This window comes from Cyclobacterium xiamenense, assembly GCF_009467825.1.
GTDB classification, from domain to species: Bacteria; Bacteroidota; Bacteroidia; order Cytophagales; family Cyclobacteriaceae; genus Cyclobacterium; species Cyclobacterium xiamenense.
The window spans coordinates 22,577-40,595 of sequence record NZ_WIOK01000023.1; the positions used below are offsets into that span (position 1 = coordinate 22,577).

The window sequence follows — 18,019 nt, forward strand, 5'->3', positions numbered from 1 at the left end:
TGTCGCACCCGGAAGCTCGGGAGACCCCTTCCCCAGACCGATTTGGTAAATTTAAGGGCTATCCGTGCAGCCAATCGGGTGCCTTGCCTCCCCCATGTCCGGTTCGGGCCGGTGTCGTTTCAGTTGGTCAGGCATTGGCTGCAATAGTTGAAGGAAAAGTAATCATTTTATCCGATTGAAAGCAATGATCAAAAGGCTTTTTCATGCCCGGGCACATCCATTTACTGAAGAGGTTTTACCGCAGGATCAAGGCCAGCGGGCCTGGCTAGGGTCTGCTCGCCACTTCTGCCGGGATAGGGCTGCCATTTCCCTCCGTAGGCTTGCCGGGATCAAGAAGTGCAATCGGTTTAAAATAATGGATGAGACTCAAAATTCGCCTTTTTTTTTCCTAAAAAACGGCCAATTCCTCGATATTTTTTTTAGCTTTTTATTTTTTATTGGCAAGGCAGGGTTAAATTTAACCCATGAAGCACATTTACTGGCTATTACTCCTCCTAATCAGTTCCTGCACGGTACAAAAAGTTAAAAAATCCGTCTACGATTCCGAGGTCTTTGAAAGAGGACACATGGGATTCATGTTGTATGACCCGGTTAAGGAAAAGACGCTGGTCAGTCTGAACGAGAAAAAGTATTTTATTCCCGCTTCCAATACCAAGATTTTTACCTTTTATACCAGCTACAAAGTATTGGGGGACGATCGGGTAAATGGACTGAACTACCTGGAAAAAGGAGATTCCCTGGTGTTTTGGGGAACAGGGGATCCATCCCTGTTGCATCCGGATTTTCAGGATAGCACCGTCATCCGATTTTTGAAGGAACGGCCGGAAGACCTGTACCTGGTAGATAATTTTGCGCAGGTACCCCGGTACGGTCGCGGGTGGACCTGGAATTGGTACCCGTACTACTTTGCTGCCGAGCGATCGGCCATGCCTGTCTACGGGAATGTAATCCGGTATTCCAAAGTCGCCGCTTCGCCTATCGCCACCGTCTATCCTAAGAGTGCCTTTTTACCCCTGAGTAAGGAGATGGGTGAAATGCCAGACAGGTACACCATTCGCAGGGACTTCGAACGAAACCTGTTTTATTATGCATTGAACCCGGAGGCGGGAGAACTGGCTTTTGAAACCGACAAACCCATCATTACCTCTCCCAACCTGACCAAAAATTTGCTTCAGGAAGCCGTTGGCCGGAAAATCAACCTGATCGAAGATCTGGGGTATACCAGCACGCCCCATCAAACGCTGCAAACGGCAAAAGCGGATTCGATCTACGCTCAGATGATGAAAATCAGTGATAATTTTCTGGCAGAACAACTCATGGTACTGGTGGCAGACGCGCTCTTTGACTCCCTGGATATGGCCGCAGCCATCACCTATGCCACCGACAGTTTGTTGAAAGACCTTCCGGACGAACCGCAGTGGGTGGATGGATCGGGATTGTCTCCACAAAACATGTTTACCCCACGATCGGTCATCAAATTGCTCGACAAAATCCAACAGGAGGTACCCATGGAAAAGATCAAGGCGTATTTTCCCGCCGGAGGTGAGTCCGGGACGATCCGAAACTGGTATCCCGCAGACCCGGGAGACCCCCCCTATATATATGCAAAAACCGGCACGCTGAGCATGAGCGCGGCGTTGAGTGGATACCTGTTTACCAAAAGCGGTAAAACCCTGCTCTTCAGCACGTTTTTTAACAATTATACCGGGAGTTCCAGTGTTCAGAAGACCGAACTTCAGAAGGTACTTTATTTTATCCACGCGAATTATTGACCCCGACCCCTGTATGCCCCTTTTCAAAGCACTTTTCGGATTATTACTGGTCCTTGTTGCGCTGTTACCACCCTGTTTATCGTTTGCTCAGGGTTTTAGTACGCTTTCTGTTTCCCGGTTTTCCTTTCCTTCCGAACTCACCGCTCATGCTGCCAGCGGCCACATTGCCTGGGCCATGGACGAGCAAGGCAAACGAAACGTATACCTTGCCGAAGCGCCCGATTATGCCGTCCGAAGGTTGACTCACTTTCAGGAAGACGATGGCCAGGAAATCAGCAGTTTGCAGTTCAGCAAAGATGGGGAGTACCTGGTGTTTGTACGGGGTGGAGACCACGGTGGAGGCAATGCTTCGCGACCGGTAAACACCCAAAACATGCCGAAAATGAGTAGCGTGGATATTTGGACAATATCCCTTGCATCCGGGAAAGCCAGTCCCTTGACCAGCGGGGATTATCCCGTATGGGGCAGCGGACATAATTTGGCTTTTATCAAAAACGGCGAAATCTGGCTCAAGGACCTGGCTAGCGAGGAGCCGGCAAAGGCCATTATTCAGAATAGAGGTCGGCTCGGTGATCTCCGTTTCTCTCCAGATGGCAGTCAATTGGCTTTTGTGGCCAACCGGGGGACGCATGCCCTGATCGGGGTGCACCGGGACGAATCCACCCCGGTGAATTGGCTTGCCCCCTCCTTTCAACGCGATCAGTCGCCCCGATGGTCACCGGATGGACAGTCCATCGCTTTTGTACGGACCCTGGGGGGTTCGGGAGCGGCCTTGCCGCTGTTGGAAAAGCGTCATGTGCCCTGGGAGATTTGGACAGCCGATGTACGGTCCGGGAAAGCGGTCCGACAGTGGAAGGCTCCGGAAACCCTGGCTGGTTCGGTGCCCACCACGCACGGTGGATTTAACCTGCATTGGCCGATGCGGGAGCAATTGGTATACCTTTCTTACGAAGACGGATGGCCGCACCTGTATTCGCTCGATCTGCGGAGCCAGGAAGCGACCCTACTCAGTCCGGGAGAGTTTATGGTGGAGCAGCTCAGCCTGCATCCGGATGGAAAAAGCCTGGTTTTTGCCGCCAATGGGGGCGACCTGCCGGATGATCTGGATAGGCGCCATGTGGCTACGGTTGATTTGACGAGCGGAACATTTACCTGGAAAACCTCCGGACAGGGTATTGAAGCTTATCCGATCTTTACCGGTCGCGAGGACGAAATCGCCTTTTTCTCAGCCACGCCGAAGCGTCCCTTGCTTCCGGCCGTTTTACGGGAGGGGGAGGTCCGTTTGTTGGGTGAAAATCTCATTCCAGCCGATTTTCCTACGGAAGCGTTGGTAGCTCCCAGGCACGTGTCGTTTATCGCCGCCGACGGTACCCGGGTGTACGGGCAATTGTTTGAACCGGCTGGCGGTCCGGCGAAAAAGGCAGCCGTAGTCTTTGTTCACGGCGGACCGCAGCGGCAGATGCTATTGGGCTGGAGTTACATGGATTATTATTCCAATACCTACGCCATTAATCAAAAGCTGGCCGAAATGGGCTTTGTGGTGCTGTCGGTGAATTACCGGCTGGGTATAGGATACGGATACGACTTCCATCGACCTGCCGGCACCTATTACCAGGGGGCAGCCGAATACCAGGACATCAAGGCTGCTGGGGAATTCCTGGCCGGCATGGAGCAGGTGGATGCGGAGCGCATCGGAATTTATGGAGGATCTTATGGGGGTTACCTGACGGCCATGGCATTGGCCCGGGACTCCGATCTGTTCAAAGTAGGCGTTGACATCAGTGGTGTGCACGACATGGACCACCGGTACGCACTCCCCGAGGGCATCGAAGTGGCACCGGACTATGCAGAAGCCAAACAAATCGCCTGGGAATCCTCTCCCATGGCCGACTTAGATCAATGGACCTCCCCTGTCTTGTTCATTCATTCGGACGATGACCGTAACGTGGGATTTTATCACAGCGCCGATCTGGTCCGGCGTTTTGACGAGTTGGGAAAACCCTACGACTATCTGGTCATTCCGGGAGATACGCACCATTGGATGCAGTTTTCGAATCGGGTACGGGTTAACGAAGCCACCGTGGCGTATTTGGGAAGGCACCTGCTTCAAAAATAAAGAAAACGAAGCAGCTCCATGGGAAGGTAAAACAGGTCTTCACAAGGGCCTATTCCAGCAGGAGCCGGTTCGATTTGCGTTCCAGCAAGAGGGTCGAAGGAGCGCTTTTCGTTTCAATCTCCTTCCCACCCGGTAGCACTTTGGTACCGGCAGTTTTGCTATGAATCATGATCCAGTCGTGGTTTCCATACGCAATATCTCCGTTGTCTGTATAGATGCTTACCCCCGCTTTTTTCCAGATTTGGCGAAACACTTCCGGGTTCACAATGGGAACTCCGCTGTACCAGGCCGTATGGGTTGCCTGCTCCTTCCTGCCAATTGCGGGCAAATTCAGGCCCTGATAGGTACCCAGTTGGGTCATCTCGGGATCCTCCGGGTAAAAGACGGGATCATAGGCTGCCGTAGCCTCCATGGGGTCCAGGGTTGTCCAGGTATCTCCAAAAATAATTTTCAGGGCTTCACCGTAGTGGGTTGTCTTTAGGTTGATTCCAGTCAATTCCGAAACAAACCTGGATTGAAAGTCATTTCCGTCCAGGTATCCCGGTGCGTACATCCAAACCAGATGCCGACCTTCGGCCGCTACTTTGTTTTTTATCAGTGCTCTGCTGCCTGCGTCCATTACAAACGTGTTGAAGAAAACCACCGCTTTATAAGAGGATAAGTCTGCTTTGTCCAAATCCGCAAGGTGTATGGCATCAAAAAGGGCTCCCGAATAAAACAAGGCAAGGCTGCTGTAATTGATCAATTGGGGGGTAATGGGGCAGGGTTGCTGCCGGGTGCTTCTCGTGTATTTGATACTTTCCGTGTCGAACACGGCAAGTACCTCTGCCCCGGACTCGTATTCCTGGTGGAGCAGGGTGTCGGCAATGGCCTTTAAGGCACCAATGGTCTCCATGTACCGCGGATGATCCCAGTAACCGTTGGTACCCGCCTGGTCGTTTCGCTGGTTGTTTGGGTGGAGGTGCATACTGGCCGGGCCAAAATCGTAGAACCACAGGCCCTGTCCCTTCAGCAATGGGTACAACACGTTGCGGCGAATCATGGATACATTGGCCGTCAGGGCTTGTTCGTAGGCTTCCCGGTTTTCGGTCAATCCCTGATAGGGCCAGACCCTTCTGGGTTGTTGATCGTATTCGTCCAGCCATAGTTTTCCATTCAGTAGGAGAGAATGGTTGAGGGTTCTGGACCGGTAGGGCTCCCCGGGCTGGTAGCCACTATCCGGATAGTAGGATTGGGGTCCACTCAGGTAGTCGATCTGATCCGAGGCCAGGACCTTCTGAAGTGCCAGGTGTCCCCCGGCGGCCTCCCGGCCAAATACGGAAAAGTAGTACCCGTAAAAGGCTCCGGTGAGGATGGGCCGAGGCCAGTTTTCCTTGACGGTTGAACAAAAATCGATGATCAAATCCGCTACCAGTTCGTGCTGGCAGCTGTAATAATCGATTACATTTCTTTCGGCCTGCGGATCACGAAAGATACCGGCAGATGTATGGCTGCGTTCCTCGGTATCGGGTATGCTTGCGCTAGCAAAAGAAGCGGTACTGTCCGCCCATGCCCGCTGCAGGGCGGTCTGACTACCGTATTTCTTTTGCAGCCATTCGCGGAAATGGGCTTCCATGGCAGAACTAAAATCGGCTTCGTTGCGCATGAAGCCCCATTGATGCCACTCTCCATAGACACCGTTTGCCAGGTGCATCCCGATGAGTCGATCTCCCTGTGGAGTTTTTGAAAAGGATTGGCAAAAGGCAGCCAATTTTTCCCTGGCCTCGGATTGCCAGCGTTTGGAGGCAAAACTGGCCCGAATCGGAATTCGGGCATCTGCTTCCACCAGGCGGCTAAAGCCTAGTTGTTCATCCGGCATGGGTTCTACGCCATCGTATCGGGTCATCTCTTCCGGATGTAGTTCCATCCACCACTTAGGCGCATTGAGGTGGAATCGAAAAACCACCCCGGCATCGGGGCAAACTTCCAGGACACCGTCTACCTGTTTTTTGGCCAGGGAGAGATCCAGGCTTCCGTCCGCTTGCCAGAACTGCTCCAAAAACAAATCCAGTTGGTACAGCCGTATGCCCTGTTCGCAAAATTGCCGGATATTGTGCTGGGGGATTTCCTCCCAGGACCAGCGGCCGCCAGGGACATCGGTTAATCCGTATTGAACCGGCGCTACCGGCGTTCCGTTCAGGAAGATGGTGGGCTTTCCTTTGTAGGGACCTACTACCGCTGCGGAATAAGCTGCGCCATCTTTCTGGTATTCGGATTGGCAGCCAAAAGCCCATCCGAACAGGGCCATTAAAAGCAAATTCCTCCCAAGAGTACCACACAATAGGCTTACATGCATCGCGATCAATTTATTTTGACTAGCTTTTCTAAAACACTTTTGTGAACGGATAGAAAATTCTCCGTACCGGAATGATTGACAAAGTAAGGGACCGGTCGCTCATTCGCTATCACTTGCTTGTATACCTTCCTTGCCGCAGTTCGAACCGAAGGGCTTTGCTGAATCATCAGGACTCAAACCTCCTCATCCGCTTCCAGTTTCGGTTTTAGATCCTTCGAATTTACTCGGTTTCTGGTACGAGTACCCGGGTCTTTTCTTGTACGCATGGTCGCTTGCGTGTTTCAGACCTATGTCATTTTAAGCGTCGGTCAGCAGCGCGGTCTTTTCATCGGTTTAGATTCACTGGATAAGTTACTCAATAGCGGCTATATTTTTAATCATCCCTCCAAAGATAAATCCATGAAAAGGCAGCACGGAATACCAATACAGCCTGCCCAACAAGCCCAAGGGTCGAAAGGTAGCTGTTTGAATCAACACCTTGTCTTCAATCTTGAATTCCAGCCAGGCCTCTCCGGGTAATTTCATTTCTGCGTACAGCAGGAGCCGCTTTTCCTCCTTGTCGGCAATGAGCACCCGCCAGAAATCCAGGGTCTCGCCTGCGGAAATTTCCGTCTCACTTTTTCTTCCGCGGCGCATGCCGACACCGCCTACCAACTGATCCAAAAAGCCCCGCATTTCCCAAAGCCAGTTGCCGTAATACCAGCCGGTTTTTCCACCAATTTTCCAGACGGCCTGTAGTACCGCTTCCGGGTGGCTTATTTCTTGCCTACGTACTTCCACAAAGCAGCCGTTTACCGGTACTTCCATGTATTGGGTGAGCCCTTTTTGGAGCAGGTCACTGGTCTGCGCATCCTTCCAGCTGGACAAGACCTGGTTTTGTTCGATCTTATCGAATGCCATTCGTATGGCATCATCGTAGCCGATAGGGGTAATACCCAGTGTGGACGCCAGGTTATTCGGTGAACAAATCACCTCAATTTTCATGCTGTTGACCAGGTTCTGGGCCAGGGCGTAGGAGGTGGAGGTGACAAAATACAGCCAATAGGAGGAGATTTTTGGTGTCATGACCGGCACGATCCCAATCCTTCGGGTCAACCCTCTTATTTTTGCAAAACGCAGCAGCATTTCCTTGTAATTGAGAATGTCGGGTCCGCCAATATCGAAACTTTGGTTATAGGTTTCTTCTTTCAAGATGACCCCATTTAGAAATTCGATCACGTTTCGGATGGCTATCGGCTGACACTTGGTTTTTAGCCATTGTGGAGCAATCATGACCGGTAGTTTTTCTACCAGGTCCCGGATGATTTCGAAGGAGGCGCTGCCGGAGCCGACAATGATCCCTGCTTTGAGGGTAGTTAGGGCAAAGCGAGCGTTGGATAAGATGTGTTCGACGTTCTTACGAGAGGAGAGGTGTTTGGACAATTCCGCATCGTTGACAATACCGCTCAGGTAGATAACCTGCCTGGCCCCGGTCTTTTCCAGGCGGTCCCGGAAATTGTTGGCGCAGGTAGCCTCCATTTCTTCAAATTTCCCACTTTGGGTAGACATGGAGTGAATGAGGTAGTAGGCCAGGTCAATATCTTCAGGGATATTTTGCAGGCTGTTTGTATCCAGAAAATCGACTTCAATCACACGAAGGTTTTCCGGAGCAAAACGGTGGCTATTGAAGCGGTTTTTGTCCCGGACACAACAGATTACCTGGTGTCCTTCCTGTAAAAGTACTGGCAATAAGCGCTGGGCAATGTATCCGGTCGCTCCTGTAAGTAGTATTTTCAATGTGGTGGTATTAATTGGTTTTTGGGAGCCAAACCAGGGCATTTTTTGAAGTTCCGATTGTACCTGCACCGCTCGGTCCCAAGTACCGTCTGGATGGCTTTTCGGATCCCCTGCCTGCGCCCGTTTTTCCTTAATGTACGAATTCTTTCCGGCATTCCAGCGTTGTAAACGAAAGTACTGCCTGAACCGCCGGTTAATGTTTTATGCCGTGGGCAGTAACTCAAAGTGCAGCTCGGGTAAAATAATCAGCGTCTCGTCTTTCATGCCTTCCTTTTGCCAGTAAACCTGATGGTTGACCCTTGCGGCTTTCAGTTGGTATCCTTTCTTTGCCAGGTGCTCCAATTGTTTGAGAAACTGTTTCGAAAAGGTCAGCACGGGTTTTCCATCTTCTGTCACACAACGCTGCCCATCCACCTTGAGTGAGGCACCGCTTTGTAGGTTTTCCAGCAAGCCTTGTCGGCGCATAAAAAAGTCCAACCAAACGTCTTTGAAGGACAATTGCATGGCCAACACTGTGGGAGCTGTGTAGACCCGGTGGTCTGTTTTTCGTTCCACGCCTTCCGCGGCAATGGTGTCCAAAAATGGCCGGTTGAGGTGAATGCTGAGGAAATTTTTGGCACGTGTCAGCGCTACGTATAACAGCCGCTTCTCGGCGTCCGTTTTGGGCGTAAAATTGGGCAGCAGGACATACACATTGTCAAATTCCTTTCCCTTCGCTTTGTGAATGGTGGAAACCAGCACCGTATCGCCGTAATCCGCATAAAAGTCTTCCAACTTGGATTCCCGGACAAAGACCAATAAGTCCGACAGGTATTTTTTTACAGGGTGACTTCGTTCAAAATCTGTCAACAATTGGCTGATAGGAATAAACCTGGAACTTGATCGGAATTTTACCTCCCATCTCCGTCGGGCCTCGGCCCAAGTTTGGTCATCGATTAGAACGACGGCTTCACCTCCATACAGCAGGCTCAAAAAAGACCGGATCTCGTACAATTGGAGCAGGTTGAATCCCTCGTTGCTTTGGATCAGCCGGCAGGGGAACCCGTTTTTGGTGAGTAAGCCGGCGACCTGAAGGGATTCTTCATTGGTCCGGGTCAACACACAGGTACTGCCCGATAGTCCGGCCTGTATGATGCGTTGCACCAGTGGTATCACCAGTTGGTCGCTGTGGTACCGAACCAGTTCGATTTTTCCAGCCTCGGTCTGCGTGGCGAGGATGGGGGTTTGTTTCAGACGGGTTTTGATGGTACCTGCGAATCCGTTCGCAAATGCGACCAGGTTGGGTCTGCTTCGGTAGTTTTCGACCAGTTCGTATTGAACTGCCTTTTTATTGCTGATAAATTGCTCCAGGTATTTTCCACTTGCGCCTCTGAATTCGAAGATGTTCTGGTCATCGTCTCCCACGGCTATCACGCGCATTTCCTCGTTTTCTTCCATAAGGGCCTGAATCAACGCAAATTCATCCCCGTCCATATCCTGTGCCTCGTCGATTACCAATACGGCTTTGCTAATCCAGCTTGGCTCCACCTCTCCGTTTCTGATTTTTTGGACGGTCATGGGAAGTATCTGCTCGGATTTTTCCAGGTTGCCCACTTTTCCCAGCAGGTCGAAGCAATACGAATGAAAGGTTTTGATGGCGATGTAACCGGCAGCATTGCCCAGCAGGCCAAAGAGGCGTTTTTTGAACTCGGTGGCGGCCGCTCTGGAGAATGTCAACATCAGTAGCTGCTCGTACTTAATGTCCTCCATCAGTACCAGGGACGCTAATTTGTGTACCAGAACTCGCGTTTTTCCGCTTCCAGGTCCGGCCGTAACTGCCAGATACTGGTTTTTATGATCGTTTATGATGCGCAATTGGGTTGGGGAAAGTTCGCCAAAAAGCTGCCTGAATTTTACCGGGGTGATGTTTCGTTTGATTTCATTTTGCCGGCTTCCTTTGAAATACTTTTGCAGGAAGGCTGCATAATTTAGGTGAAAATAATCTTCCACAAACTGTAGCGCATCTTTGTAATCGCTGATCATCCGATTGGCATACTCGCCGACAATGTGGATTTGCTGGACTTTGTTTTCGTAGAAGTGTTGAAGTTTCTGGTAATCTTCCACTTTGTATCGCCGTTTATTGTCCTGCTCCAGCCGCTCGATGTTGAGACGGTTATACACCACCAAAAAACCACCTTCGATCTTTATGGCTTCGATACGCGACAAAAAAAAGAGGGCATCCTCCACTTCCTGACTGCTCGCTTCCTGACGGAATAGGGCGGGGGCTGTTTCGAATTGCGTTTTCAATTCTTGCACAGAAAAGTCCACGAGGGTTTCCTGTGCCTGAATTGACGCGGTATCCCTGACCTGGCTGGTTTTGTCAAACAGGTAGCCGATGATAAACCTGCTTAATTCATGCCGCAGTTCCAATTTGCTTTTCAACGCCTCCCTGTGCTGCATACAAACCACCGCCAGGTGATTTTTTGAGGTATAGTGTTGCTTTTTCTTGATCCAATTTTTGATTGCCCAGAAATTAAAGATGGTTTTGATCTTTTGCGGAGAGGCATCGGTACAGCCCGAGTTTTCGGCTTCTTCATTCAATGCTTTGAGGTGAACGGTTCGTTCGGTTTCCCCGATTGCTGTCAGTAGGAAGTTTTCCAGTTTCCCGTAGGATTCCAGGATTTCGAGCGACCGGGTTTTGTTTGCTCCTTTTTTGAGATAGGCTTTGAGGTCTTTGGCATCGGCCAGAATGTTTTCCTCCCGTAATAAGTTGATGATGTTGATGACTTCTTCCCGAACCATGCCCAGGTGGTCGGAGATGTAGTCGATTCTGGATTCGCCGACTTCATCCGATGCCTCGCTTCTGGTTTTGCTGGAAAATAGCTTTTTTATGATGCGCACACCACCCTCTTTTTCCTTTTCGAGAAATTTGTTGGAGGCATGGATTTTTTCGATGGCCTCGTTAGCGTTTTTGGAAAGGATACTGTTTGCAAAAATCCGGGGCATGTTTTGCCCTCGTTTGAGGTAACCGGCTTCTTCCAACGCTGCGATGGCCGTGGTGACCCGGGTTTCCAATTCGATGATGTTGTCATCCCAGCCCGCTTTTCGCGCGATTTCCAGCGCCGATTGGGAGGCGACGGATCGAAATCGGGTGATGTCTTTGATTGCTTTCCAAATCTGCTGTATTTCTTTTATGCTGAGTTTTGTTTGATTCAGCAGGATAAAATGCTTGCTCAAGTCGTCTTCATCAAACAGCACGTAGCAATCTGCCGTGATTTGTTCGTCTCTGCCCGCGCGCCCGGCTTCTTGAACATAGTTTTCCAGGGAATCGGATATGTCAAAATGAACGACCATTCCAACATCCTTTTTATCGACGCCCATTCCAAAGGCAGAGGTCGCTACCATGATGGAGACATCTCCCCGGATAAAGGCATCCTGGTTTTCAGTTTTTTCGTTTTTGGGCATCTTACCGTGGTACGGGCGGGCAGGAAAGCCGTCCCGATCGAGCCTATCGGCCAGTATATAGGCTTTGCGTGTCCGGGATACATAGACGATCGTAGGACACTGTTTTTCTTCGAGGAGGTCCCGCAGCGTTTGGTATTTTTCCTCTTCGCTGCGCTTGGGATATACCTTGTAATTCAGGTTGGTGCGCGAGGAAAGGGATTGGAACAAAATTAGCTCCAGGGATAGCTTTTCCCGAAAATAGGCGCGAATGTCCCGAATCACCTGTTGCCTGGCCGTGGCGGTGAAACACGAAACCGGAATGGCGTCTTCCAGTTTTTTTTTATGCTGAAGGCTTTTGATGAAATCGCCGATGTACAAATAGTCGACCCGAAAATCCTGACCCCAGGAAGAAAAACAATGGGCTTCGTCAATAACAAAACGGGCGATGGTTCGTCCCAGAAGGAGGCGTTCAATGCTTTTGGAGCGCAAGGATTCGGGCGAAATGTAGAGTAGTGATACGGAACCATCCTCCACCCGCTCAAAGGAATTGGCCCGTTCGATTGGGTCCAACAAGCCGTTGATGGTGGCGGCTGCTGTAATGCCGGATTTCTCCAGATTATCCACCTGATCTTTCATCAGCGATTGCAGGGGAGAAATCACCACCGTAAGTCCTTTGGTGCTTTCTCCCGACATGAGTGCGGGTACCTGAAAGGTAATGGATTTTCCGCCTCCGGTAGGAAAAACCGCTAAAATCGACTTGTTGTCGATGGCCGCCTGAACGGCTTTTTCCTGCAAAGCTTCCCCACCAAAGGTACGGTAGGAATCGTAGCCAAAATAGTGCTTGAGGGCCCGATGACTATCCAGCGACTGCTCGCAATACGGACAGCCCTCCAAGCATGGTTTGCCTCTGAGCAAAAAAAGTAGCCGTTGAACGTCTGGATAATTTTTGTGCACCCAGGGAGGTGTAATGGAGAATTTGTCCGCAGCACCGATCAAAGCCAGGCAATAGGCCAGTTCGACTGGCTGCTCGGAGATGAGCTGCGATAGCTGACAGTTTTCACAGATTTTGGAAGCGTATACCTGCCGAATTAAATTTTCGGCGCTGTTTGGTTTGCTTTCGTACGAGATATACCTGAAAAAGGCCGAAAAATAGCGTTGCTTTCCCAACAGCAAAACATACAGCGCCTGCATTTCGGGATCTAGTTTCTGGAAGGCGGCCACTTCGTCGAAAAAAAGATCCTTCGCCTTGCGGGCATCGTTTAAGGGGTTGTTCAGCTCATCTGTCTGCAGTTTATCGTCTTTGAGCAAGGCATGGTAGGGCCGGGATGGAAATAGCAGCGGAGAAAAGTAGAGGGTATCGATCACCCGATCGTCGCTTAGCCAGGAGAGGTGTCCCGCTTTTTTGAAAAAGGCGATGTCGTGGTTAAAAATATTGTGGCCACAGATAAACCGTGAATTTTCGATAAAGGACAAAAAGCCGCTAATCGAGCGGTCCCGGTAGAACGTTCCTTTGTCAGAAACTGCGGCCATGTCAAAAATGGTATGGCTCACAGGGTCGATCTCGGCATCTATAAAAGTGATGGTTTCCATGCGCGATTGGTCAGAAAAAACGGACGATGGGGTGGAGAGAATGACCTATTCACCCAACTAGCTAACCGATTTTTTCCAAGTTTAAAAAAATCGTTTAAAAAATATGCGTTTTACATGGAATTTCGTCCCAGGTACTGACAAACTTACGTACAAAAAGGGGGATAACCGCTCCCTTTTTTTAAATCGGGGTTTTGTCCTCAAGCCTATCTGGACAATCTATTTCATGGCAGCTATTGGAAGGTCCAGCGCTTTTTCCGGAGGTATTCGGGACATCCCGAAAACCCAATTACGGTCGCATTCCCCGGTAAAAATCCCGCATCACCTGTATCATTTCCGGATTTTCCAGGAGGGACTGTTCGGAAAATAGCATGATGCCGGATGCGGGGGCGCTGGACCCTTGTTGCAGGGCTTTTCCAAACTCCTCTGGGCTTACCTCGCCAGGTTTGTCGTGTGCTTGCACAATGGGCCAGACCAGCGGACCGGCGGAGGGGATGGTCTGCCCCAGCCATTTTAGGTAGTCTCCCGACCAGCTTACGGGTCGGGCCAGCATCCGGTGGAAAAGCATGGGGGCGAGTACATCCACCCGATTGGCCAATGCCGGTACGTGTATGCCCAGGTTTTTGTACAAGGCCCCGCCGTGGTCTTCCGGGAACCAGGCGCAATAAAAGACCCCTAAAAGTGCCTTGGGCTGCTCCTCTCGTAGGATCTTCCCTAAATCGTCTACCCATTGATTCAATACCTCATTTCTCCATTCCCTCCAGACAGTCTCCTGGTTTTCGAGGACCCATTGTGCCCTGCCTGCGGTGCCTTCGGTTGGAATGTGTAGGGCTTTTGCTGCTTCAAAGAGGCCGGTACACCGATCGCAAAAGCAGGTTTCCGGAAGTATCGGTTGGTCCGTTTCAAATTGAGCATGCCAATGTAGGTAGTCTAAGAACACACCATCAACCGAATAGTCACGTAGCGTCTCTCGGAGTTGTTCGACGCGGAAGGATTTGAACTCGGAATCGGTCGGGCATACCCCCATAAACCAATCTGCCGGAGCTGCCCGTTCACCCGCTGCATTGATAGGCCAGGCCTCCGGATGGGTTTCGATGTAGCCTTTCCCATTCAGGGTGGGGAACTCTACGAACACCTTGCAGCCTTGAGCTTTGGCTGTAGCATGGAATTCTGGATTCAGGGAGGCTCTTCTGACGAAAACGGCATTTACCCCCAGTTCGTCCAGTTGATAGCCGGCGGTAAGCATTCTTTCCGGATTGCCATAAATCCCTTTGACAAACGCACGCTCGCCGAAGGTTTGAGAAATAACGGCAAAGGGAAACAGCAGTAGGAAAAGCGTCAAAAAGACAACATTTTTTATCGGGGATATCTTCATTGGGTTGGGTGTGTACTGGTTTCTGTGGCTACTCAATTATTTGCGCAAGCTTTTCCTCAAAAATCGTGAGGTCCGCCTGGTCAAAGAGCACCATTCGTATTGTTCGGATGGTTTGTAAGGAAGGAATGCTGGATTTGATGGTACGCAACGCTATTTTGGCTGCTTTTTCTTTCGGGAATCCGAAGATGCCGGTGGAGATGGCCGGGAAGGCGATTGACTTTACCCGTTGTTTATCTGCCAGTAACAGGGCATTGCGGTAGCAGTTTGCGAGCAAGGTATCGGAAGGCTCGTCCTGCCCATAAACCGGTCCCAGACAGTGGATCACATAAGAATTGGGAAGTCGAAAAGCAGGCGAAATGACGGCTTCTCCCGGACGGATGGGTGCCAGGGGGCGACAGGCTTCAGCCAGGTCGGGTCCGGCAGCTCGATGGATGGCACCGGCCACACCTCCCCCTGATTCCAATTGAGCGTTGGCGGCGTTGACGATGATGTCAGCATCGGCTTGTTGCGTGATGTCCCCCACCACGAGTTCAATCTGGGCCTGCGGTGGTTTTATTTCGTTCATTCCTGAATGTAATCTTTTTGTAAAGGATTACCAAAACCAGTCACTGAAAGGGTTTACGGGTTTTCCAGACAAGTATTCTGGTTCGATCGGATTGCTTTTTGCCTTCGAATCCGTTCAAAACACATCGGTAGCTGTTTATTGGCAAGCGCTATTTTTGCAATAAGTGGCCAATGATCGGCGATAAAGACTCCTGCCCGGATACGATGGCTAATCTCGTAGGAATTCACGATGAATTTTTTGTTGACAAAGATGTAGTCTACCGTAGGTGGAGGCCTGAGTTACCAGTCTTCCTGAAACGCACTTTCCTCTGTATTCCCGCCCGGGAAGTAAACGGTCTCAGGAGCAAGGCGCAGCCTGTTGGTGCGGTGGTAAGGACAGGCATCATGGGCATCAACATACGCAGTTCGTATAAAATGAATGCGGGACAACGCAGTGAAGAATCGTTTAGCAGCTGGACTTATTCGCTCCACCACACGGGACTCTTGCATAATTTTTCCTTTTTTTTACATCTGGGTTGGTTTTCCGTACTCGCCGCATGGCGTCATGCAGGCCAGCAGTTCGGGTACGGGCACAGTAGCAATTCCGGATGTGATATCGGACATGGCATAGGGTATCACCAGTACGTTTTTGTGGATCAAGGCTCCGCAGGAATACACCACGTTGGGTACGTAGCCTTCCCGCTCTTCTTCGTTGGGGGTAAGTAGCGGTTCTTCGAGACGGGCGATTATTTTCGTCGGATCGTTCAGGTCAAGCAACATGGCCCCGATGAAGTATTGCCGCATGGCGCCGACCCCGTGGGTAAGCACCAGCCAGCCTTCGTTAATCTCGATCGGGGAGCCACAGTTTCCAACCTGAAAAAACTCCCAGGGCAATTCGGGCTCCTGAAGAAGGATGGCCTCATCCCAAAAATGCAAGTGATCCGAAAACATGATGTAATTATTTTCTCCGTCCACACGGGACAACATGGCGTATTTCCCGTGTATTTTCCGAGGAAACAGCGCCATGCCTTTGTTTTGGACGGCTTTGCCATTCAGCGTAATGATGTCAAAATTGATAAAATCCTTCGTTTCCAGTAATTGGGGCAGAATGCATACGCCGTTGTAGGCGGTATAGGTAGCGTAATAGGTAAAGGAATCAGTGTCCGTATAAAATTTTACAAATCGGGCGTCTTCGATTCCGCGGCTTTCGTTTGCAGACAAGGGAAAAATGACGTGTTCGGAAATGTCGTGTTTCTCCTCAAATTTGATAAAGTAGTTTGAATCGGCCAGCCAGGCGATATTTTTAACGGCTTCCGTATCGAAAGCGCGTTCGGTATTTAGTTGTACCGCGTTAATCCTGTTTTTTAGTTCGTCAAAGCTAAATAAATTGTCCAACCCTTCGAAAATTCGGACGCTGGTTTCGTTCCAGGCATGCATGTTTTCAAGCTTAAGTTGAAATAAATGACGGTCATACGACTGATCGTGCCTGATTCGGGGCGAATCTACAAATTCGCTTACCGGGTTAATCAAGAAGGTGCAGTCGGCTTTAATCGTACCGCTGCGAAAGACGATCGAGGAGATGTGGCCCTCTCCGGTGGCTCTCAAACTCATGATAAACCGAATACTTCCCTCCGGTAGACCCTCCTGATTCGGATGTGGCACGATGGATGGATTGAAAAGGGCGGCGGACTCAATGGAATATTCCATGGTAAAAAAAGCACCAATCAGTAATTGCCGTGTATGGCTTAGGCTGAAGTCTTCATCCAGGTTGTGGGCTACCTTACCGAAATTTCGGGTATAAATCGCCTCGATGTTTTTATGCCGACCGATAAAATGCCGATTGATGTGAAAAAGAAGTTCCTCAGCTTTCGCTTCGGTCAGCTTTTGTACGCGGTCGATTATTTTGGTTATTCGGTGGATCTCCGGAATGTGTGCCCGGGTAATCACCCGGGAGGTATTTCTGACGATTTTGATTCGTGTGCGTTTTACCATTGGTTTATTAAAAGAGCGGTCGTACATGTCCGGGTTTTTCTCGTTTTGTAGGCAATTTTGCCTGAATAGGTGGTTTCTGGGGCTAGGTGGTTACTAGCTGTTCGTACACTTGAAGGTATTGATCCGTCATTTTTTCCTTGCTGAATGTAGCGTTTGCCCAATCCCGGCAATTTTTTCTTTCGATGGAGGGAAGGGCGTTGACAGCGGTCACGGCTTCTTCGATCGTATCGACCAGAAAGCCTGTTTTTCCGTCCAGGATAAGTTCCGGCATGGAACCCAGGTTAAACGCAATGACGGGAGTACCGCAAAACATGGCTTCTGCCACACTCAACCCAAAGGGTTCTCGAAAGGAAATCGGGTGTAACAGTGCACAGGCACCCCCCATCAAGCGATCCCTATCCACTGGTCCCGAATTGCCGACAAAAACGATATCTTCGTCATTGAGGAACGGAAGTACCCGTTCGTCGAAATAGGCCTGGTCCTGGATTAGGCCCGAAATGATTAATTTTCTACCGGATTTTTTTGCAATTTGTATGGCCTCGTAGGTGCCCTTATCGGGGTGTATTCTTCCAAAAAACAACAGGTAATCTTCTGGCTCGGGTCGAAAGGTGAATTCACTGGCATTGATTCCGTTATACACGGTCTGCAGGTAATCCAGGTCCGGATGGCGGTCGGAGTTGCTTATTGACACGTAATGCGTGGAGGCGTTGTATTTTTTATAGACAGGTATGATCCGCTGGGAGGAAAAGCCGTGAATCGTGGTCAGCATGGGTGGCCTGATCAAGCGGGAATAGCTCAGTGGAAGGAAATCGAAATGGTTATGAATCAGGTCAAAATCATCTGCTTGTTCCATTAAATGGCTGATATGGAGGCATTCCCAGACTTTCGGGTCATTATCTGGGTTTTCGGCGTAGCCGGTTTGGCTGACATAGGCCAATTTTCCCTGCGTAATGGAATTTCCGGTGGCGAATAGCGTGACGTCGATGTTTTTTTCAAGCAGTCCTTCGGTTAGGTTGGAAGCCACCTGTTCCCAGGGACCATAGGTCAGCGGTGGGGTTCTCCAGGCAATGGGTGAAAGAACGGCGATTTTCATAGGAATT

The 18,019-nt window shown here is 50.2% G+C and carries 11 protein-coding genes; 3 read left to right on the forward strand and 8 right to left on the reverse strand.

The features are described from left to right. The first annotated feature begins 175 nt into the window (after positions 1-175). From GCU44_RS16385 to GCU44_RS16395, 3 genes are read left to right on the forward strand one after another with little or no spacing between them, the layout of a single operon-like run. A complete protein-coding gene (locus GCU44_RS16385; RefSeq protein WP_154857785.1) occupies positions 176-526 on the forward strand; it encodes a hypothetical protein in 351 nt (116 codons plus the stop codon). Next, positions 465-1,772: a D-alanyl-D-alanine carboxypeptidase/D-alanyl-D-alanine-endopeptidase gene (locus tag GCU44_RS16390; protein WP_154857787.1), complete on the forward strand. Its 1,308-nt coding sequence runs from the start codon at positions 465-467 to the stop codon at positions 1,770-1,772. Before GCU44_RS16385 ends, GCU44_RS16390 begins: the two co-directional genes overlap by 62 nt. Positions 1,773-1,785: 13 nt before the next feature. Then, positions 1,786-3,888, forward strand: a complete 2,103-nt coding sequence (locus GCU44_RS16395; protein ID WP_154857789.1) for a S9 family peptidase — start codon at positions 1,786-1,788, stop codon at positions 3,886-3,888. Positions 3,889-3,937: 49 nt separating this feature from the next. Here GCU44_RS16395 and GCU44_RS16400 read toward each other — a convergent pair whose 3' ends face one another. From GCU44_RS16400 to GCU44_RS16435, 8 genes are all read right to left on the reverse strand, one after another. Continuing rightward, entirely contained in the window at positions 3,938-6,175 is a 2,238-nt protein-coding gene (locus GCU44_RS16400; RefSeq protein WP_154857791.1) for an alpha-amylase family protein, read from the reverse strand. Positions 6,176-6,574: 399 nt separating this feature from the next. Next, entirely contained in the window at positions 6,575-7,999 is a 1,425-nt protein-coding gene (locus tag GCU44_RS16405) for an SDR family oxidoreductase (RefSeq protein WP_154857793.1), read from the reverse strand. Positions 8,000-8,200: 201 nt separating this feature from the next. Next, a complete protein-coding gene (locus GCU44_RS16410) occupies positions 8,201-13,012 on the reverse strand; it encodes a RecQ family ATP-dependent DNA helicase (protein WP_154857795.1) in 4,812 nt (1,603 codons plus the stop codon). A 286-nt stretch (positions 13,013-13,298) separates the two neighbouring features. Further along, positions 13,299-14,384: an alpha-amylase family protein gene (locus GCU44_RS16415; RefSeq protein WP_154857797.1), complete on the reverse strand. Its 1,086-nt coding sequence runs from the start codon at positions 14,382-14,384 to the stop codon at positions 13,299-13,301. A gap of 28 nt (positions 14,385-14,412) precedes the next feature. After that, a complete protein-coding gene (locus GCU44_RS16420; protein ID WP_154857799.1) occupies positions 14,413-14,949 on the reverse strand; it encodes a macro domain-containing protein in 537 nt (178 codons plus the stop codon). A 278-nt stretch (positions 14,950-15,227) separates the two neighbouring features. Further along, entirely contained in the window at positions 15,228-15,437 is a 210-nt protein-coding gene (locus GCU44_RS16425; protein WP_154857801.1) for a hypothetical protein, read from the reverse strand. A 15-nt stretch (positions 15,438-15,452) separates the two neighbouring features. Next, on the reverse strand, positions 15,453-16,919 hold the full coding sequence (locus GCU44_RS16430; RefSeq protein WP_206670853.1) for a glycoside hydrolase family 130 protein: 1,467 nt from the start codon (positions 16,917-16,919) through the stop codon (positions 15,453-15,455). An 82-nt stretch (positions 16,920-17,001) separates the two neighbouring features. After that, positions 17,002-18,012: a glycosyltransferase family 4 protein gene (locus GCU44_RS16435; protein WP_154857805.1), complete on the reverse strand. Its 1,011-nt coding sequence runs from the start codon at positions 18,010-18,012 to the stop codon at positions 17,002-17,004. Positions 18,013-18,019 lie beyond the last annotated feature (7 nt).

Excerpts from the sequence above, each read along its gene's own strand:
- GCU44_RS16390 (WP_154857787.1), top strand. The coding sequence starts at position 465 with ATGAAGCACATTTACTGGCTATTACTCCTCCTAATCAGTTCCTGCACG.
- GCU44_RS16420 (WP_154857799.1), bottom strand. The coding sequence starts at position 14,949 with ATGAACGAAATAAAACCACCGCAGGCCCAGATTGAACTCGTGGTGGGG.
- GCU44_RS16410 (WP_154857795.1), bottom strand. The coding sequence starts at position 13,012 with ATGGAAACCATCACTTTTATAGATGCCGAGATCGACCCTGTGAGCCAT.
- GCU44_RS16395 (WP_154857789.1), top strand. The coding sequence starts at position 1,786 with ATGCCCCTTTTCAAAGCACTTTTCGGATTATTACTGGTCCTTGTTGCG.
- GCU44_RS16435 (WP_154857805.1), bottom strand. The coding sequence starts at position 18,012 with ATGAAAATCGCCGTTCTTTCACCCATTGCCTGGAGAACCCCACCGCTG.
- GCU44_RS16430 (WP_206670853.1), bottom strand. The coding sequence starts at position 16,919 with ATGGTAAAACGCACACGAATCAAAATCGTCAGAAATACCTCCCGGGTG.
- GCU44_RS16425 (WP_154857801.1), bottom strand. The coding sequence starts at position 15,437 with ATGCAAGAGTCCCGTGTGGTGGAGCGAATAAGTCCAGCTGCTAAACGA.
- GCU44_RS16400 (WP_154857791.1), bottom strand. The coding sequence starts at position 6,175 with ATGGCCCTGTTCGGATGGGCTTTTGGCTGCCAATCCGAATACCAGAAA.
- GCU44_RS16415 (WP_154857797.1), bottom strand. The coding sequence starts at position 14,384 with ATGAAGATATCCCCGATAAAAAATGTTGTCTTTTTGACGCTTTTCCTA.